The sequence below is a fragment of the Inquilinus sp. OTU3971 genome (assembly GCF_038440215.1).
In genome coordinates this window covers 1-4154 of record NZ_JASATH010000345.1, presented here as the reverse complement: position 1 = coordinate 4154, position 4154 = coordinate 1, and the positions used below count along the sequence as shown (strand labels likewise).

Annotated in this window: 5 protein-coding genes; 2 read left to right on the top strand and 3 right to left on the bottom strand. The window is 71.6% G+C overall.

Features of this window, described 5'->3' with window-relative positions:
• Positions 1-171: 171 nt before the first annotated feature.
• Together AAHM41_RS39305 and AAHM41_RS39300 are read right to left on the bottom strand one after the other, a co-directional pair.
• Positions 172-759, bottom strand: a complete 588-nt coding sequence (locus tag AAHM41_RS39305) for a hypothetical protein (RefSeq protein WP_342242082.1) — start codon at positions 757-759, stop codon at positions 172-174.
• 231 nt (positions 760-990) lie between these two features.
• Entirely contained in the window at positions 991-1710 is a 720-nt protein-coding gene (locus AAHM41_RS39300; RefSeq protein ID WP_342242081.1) for a response regulator transcription factor, read from the bottom strand.
• A gap of 158 nt (positions 1711-1868) precedes the next feature.
• Here AAHM41_RS39300 and AAHM41_RS39295 point away from each other — a divergent pair, with 158 nt between their 5' ends.
• Positions 1869-2531 (top strand): hypothetical protein, encoded by a 663-nt coding sequence (locus AAHM41_RS39295; RefSeq protein ID WP_342242080.1) that lies wholly within the window; start codon positions 1869-1871, stop codon positions 2529-2531.
• A gap of 231 nt (positions 2532-2762) precedes the next feature.
• Here the strand turns inward: AAHM41_RS39295 and AAHM41_RS39290 are convergent, their stop codons facing one another.
• A complete protein-coding gene (locus AAHM41_RS39290; protein ID WP_342242079.1) occupies positions 2763-3188 on the bottom strand; it encodes a hypothetical protein in 426 nt (141 codons plus the stop codon).
• 183 nt (positions 3189-3371) lie between these two features.
• Here AAHM41_RS39290 and AAHM41_RS39285 point away from each other — a divergent pair, with 183 nt between their 5' ends.
• The gene (locus tag AAHM41_RS39285; RefSeq protein ID WP_342242083.1) at positions 3372-4052 is read left to right on the top strand and encodes a FadR/GntR family transcriptional regulator; all 681 of its coding nucleotides are present in this window, start codon (positions 3372-3374) and stop codon (positions 4050-4052) included.
• Positions 4053-4154 lie beyond the last annotated feature (102 nt).

Below are 4154 nucleotides of genomic sequence, written 5' to 3'. Positions count from 1 at the left end.
AGAAAACCCCCTCCCCCTACCCCCCTCCCGCGAGGGGAGGGGGGACTCAAAAGAGGCGATGTGTAAATGCCCCCTCCCGCAAGGGGAGGGGGACAAGAAAGGAAGGGCTCGAGCTGTTCTGAAAAGGTCCCGCGAGCGGGAGAGGCAATAGAACCGCGCCTCGCAGCCGCCTCACGCCGGCGCGCGGCCTCCGATGTCCGGGCGGCGGACGATCCGGCTCATGGCCTGGCTCCAGGCATCCGCCGGCTGCGGCGGCTGCGGCGGCACGAAGGAGCGGTAGCTGCGGAACGCCAGGCGCCCATCCGTCTTGCCGTCCAGCCGCCTGGCCGGGGGCGGCTCGCGGCACATCACCCAGCTGGTCAGCTCGACCGCGCCGTGCTGGCGCAGGCTGTCGCCGCGGACCAGCAGCACCCAGCGGCCGGAATCGTCGAAATAGCCGTGGTCGATGGCGTCGATCTCGACCTCGGGCGCCCCGGCCTGGCGCAGCGCCGCGGTCGAGGAATGCTTGAACGGCGGCGGCGACATCGGGTCGAAGCCGGCCAGCGTGAAATTGGTGCGCACGGCGAAGGTCCCGTCCGCCGCGGCCGCGCCGGCGGGCAGGGTGCCGCGCACCAGCACCAGCGCGTTGAAGGGGGCGGGGCCCGGGACGGCGCTGCGCAGCACCGGCTGCAGCTCGGCCTCCAGCCCATGGTCGTCGACATCGGCCGGCAGCGCGGCCGGGTCGAGGCGGATCGGATCTCTGGCGTCGAGCATCTGCATGATGGCGTCTCGGAAGCCGTTGCGAGGAAGCCCTTCCGATCACAGCGAACCACGCGCCGCCCGCCGGGGTCGTCCTACGTTCGTAGGACGCCGGGCAGAAAATTTGCGGGGGTGGGCCTATAGCGCTCGCTCATCCTCACAGTGAGTCCGTCCCCCGGGCTGCGACATTTTTGAGTCCCCCCTCCCGCAAGGGGAGGGGGGACTAGAAAAGATCAGGCTGCGTATCCGACCCTACCCCCGGTCGCGCCCCAGCAGCACGGCCACGGCCTGGGCCCGGTTGGCGGCGCCCAGCTTCTCGTACAGGTTGCGCAGGTGGAACTTGACCGTGTTCGGCGACAGGCCGAAGCGGCGGGCCAGCCCCTCATTGCTCAAGCCCTCGGCCAGCCGCTCCAGGAGCTCACGCTCGCGGGTGGTCAGGCAGGCCAGCGGGTCGTCCGCCGCCGCCCGGCCGAGGTCGAGGAAGGGGAACATCATCCGGCCGCGCGCCACCTCGGCCACCACGTCCAGCAGGCGCTCCGGCGGCTCGGATTTCGACAGGAAGCCGGCGGCGCCCAGCTGCATCGCCATCCGCGCCACGCCCAGATCGGCGCCGGTGTAGACGACGATGCGGGGCAGGGGGCTTCCAGCGGCCACCCGGGCCGGGGCGGCCACCCGGGCCGGGGCGGCCTCCCAGGCCTTCAGCGCCTCCAGCACGGCGCGGCCGTCGCCATTGGCCATCACCCAGCCGATGATGCCGACGTCGAACTCGAACCGCGTCACGGCGTCGAGGAAGCGCTCGCCGTCGCTGGCCGAGACCACCAGCTCGAACCGCCGGTCCTCGCCGAACAGCGACTGCAGCCCGCGCAGCACCAGCGGGTTCTTGTCGGCGAAGCCGATGCGGATCGGGTTCGCCTCGGCCCCGCCCAAAGTGGGGGTCAGGTCGGTCAGGGGCGGGGCAAGGGTCTTGGTCATCCGGTGCGGGCAAAGAGGGGTTCCGCCGGATGCTATCGCGTCCGGACCCCCGCTGTCCGTCGTCCTTGCGACCAAGATGCCGGGGCAAAGCGGCGCGGCGGCGCGTGAACGCGATGGGCTCTGGACTTAACGCGCGATTCTCGTTCATGATACGTTCTATGGACGAGGCGCAATCCGACCCGATCCGGCCGACCGATCCCGACATGAACTGGACGGGGTGGGTGCTGGGCATGCTGCGCGAGGCGATGGAGATCGACATGCGCTGCAAGCGGCTGACCGCGCAGCAGCAGGAGCGGTCGCATCTGGACCCGAAGGCGCCGCCGGATTTCGGGCTGATCCAGGCGCGGCTGACGCGCTCGCTGCGGCTGACGGCGGCGATGGTGGAGCGGATCCGCACCGGCTTCATGACGCGGCGGGACGAGCGCACGAAGTCGGGCGAGGAGCAGCGCCGCCGGCAGCGGCGGGAGCGTGCGGCCGGGATGGTGGCCGAGGCGGCGGCGAGGCCCGAGGAGGGGCTGGACGCCGAATGCATGCGGTCGGTGGCGTGGGAGAAGCTGGTCGAGGACGAGATCCTGGACGCGCAGCTGGACACGCTGTCGGCGGCGGAGTTCGTACGCGAGGTCTGCCGCAAGATCGGCTACCCGCCGGACCCGATCCGGCTGCCCCAGAGCTGGGACGAGGTCGCCGAGACGAAGGCCGCCCCGCCGGCGGAGCCCGCCGAGGCTGCCGATCGCGAGGCTGCGGACGATTGGTCCCCGCCGCCGGACGACTCCGCCGCCGGCCGGTCCATGCCCAAGCCATCGAAACCGGACAGCAGCTAAGCCGGTTGCGGCACCTGTCAAATCTGCCGATCACACCCAGCCATCCACTCTCCCCCTCCCCCTGCGGGAGGGGGTTGGGGGAGGGGCTGCGCGCGTCCGCGCGCGAATGGCCTGCCTTCGCTTAAAAAATCTCGTCATCCCCGCGAAAGCGGGGATCTCGTCACGGCTTCACCGGCGAGAGATTCCCGCTTTCGCGGGAATGACGACCGGAGAGAACGGGCGCCACGCCCCCTACTTCACCACGAACGTGCCGCGCATGCCCTCGGCCTCGGTGCCCGGGGCGTGGAAGGTGAAGGTGCCGGGGCGGATCGGCACGAAGGAGATGGTGGCCGCGCCCTCGTCGTCGAACTCGATCGAATCCAGGCCCAGCGGCCGCACCTCGATCTTGTTGATCACCACCTCGTTGATCCAGATGTTGCGGAAGAATTCCGGCGCCGCGATCGCCAGCTCCGCCGTGCCGTCGGCCTCGATCGTCCAGCGGTAGTATTTGCCGGCCTGCAGCTCATAGGGCTTTTCCGGGAAGGGCACGCCGGAGGACAGCTTCAGCGGCTCCAGGTTGGTGGCGCGGGTGGTCAGCCCGGACTGGGCCGCGGCCGGGCCCGCCAAGCCGAGCGCCAGCAGCAGGGCTGCTGCCGCCGCGATCATCGGTGCACGCATCTCAGGCTCCCTCCCGTATGCGGCGGGCCGTCCCCCGCCCATTCGGGTCAGTATGGCGGCCGCCGCGAACTAGGTCCGTTGTCCTTTGGTCCAAGCCGGGCGCTGCCGGTGTATGCTCGATCGCAGCGATCACGACCGGCGGGGGAAGCGGCATGCGGCGCAGCGGAACAGGGCTTGGCTGAGATGGGGCGCAGCCTCGATCGCCTCGCCGCCTCGGTCGTCGACGGCATCCTCGACGACATCGCCGCCGGCCGGCTGAACCCGGGCGAGCCGCTGGCGCCCGAGGCGGCGCTGGCCGAGCGCTTCGCCGTGTCCAAGCCGGTGGTGCGCGAGGCCATGGCGCGCCTCGCGGTGCAGGGCGTCGTCGCCATCCGCCACGGCCGGACGACCGTGGTGCAGCCGCTGTCCGGCGGCGCCGTCGCCGGCCTGTTCGCCACCCTCGCCCGCGCCTACGGCATCGCCCCGGCCGAGTTCTCGGCCCTGCGCCGCGCGGTCGAGATCGAGGTCGCCGGCCTGGCCGCCGCCCGTGCCGACGCCGAGGATGTCGCCGGGCTGATCGAGGCGGTCGAGCAGATGGCGTCGGAGATCCGCACCATCGACCCCTGGGTCGAGGCCGACCTCCTGTTCCACCGCCGCCTCGCCGCGATCGCCGGCCAGCGCCTGCTGGCGCATCTGCTGGAGGCGCTCGAGGCCTCGACGCGCGAGACCATGCGCAACGCCAAGCTGAAGCGCGACCTCGCCACCACCCAGCGCGCCCTGCGCTGCCATATCGAGCTGGCCGAGGCGGTGCGCGCCCGCGACCCGGACCGCGCCCGCGCTTTGATGGTCGCCCATTTCGACATCGTCGCCGATCTGGACGGGTAGGGCTTTGGTCGCTCCTCCTCTCGTTGCCGGTTCTTTCCTAGTCCCCCCTCCCCTTGCGGGAGGGGGGCAGGGGGAGGGGTGGGGGGGGCGCGCGGCGCGCCG

Excerpts from the sequence above, each read along its gene's own strand:
- AAHM41_RS39305 (WP_342242082.1), bottom strand. The coding sequence starts at position 759 with ATGCAGATGCTCGACGCCAGAGATCCGATCCGCCTCGACCCGGCCGCG.
- AAHM41_RS39300 (WP_342242081.1), bottom strand. The coding sequence starts at position 1,710 with ATGACCAAGACCCTTGCCCCGCCCCTGACCGACCTGACCCCCACTTTG.
- AAHM41_RS39295 (WP_342242080.1), top strand. The coding sequence starts at position 1,869 with ATGGACGAGGCGCAATCCGACCCGATCCGGCCGACCGATCCCGACATG.
- AAHM41_RS39290 (WP_342242079.1), bottom strand. The coding sequence starts at position 3,188 with ATGCGTGCACCGATGATCGCGGCGGCAGCAGCCCTGCTGCTGGCGCTC.
- AAHM41_RS39285 (WP_342242083.1), top strand. The coding sequence starts at position 3,372 with ATGGGGCGCAGCCTCGATCGCCTCGCCGCCTCGGTCGTCGACGGCATC.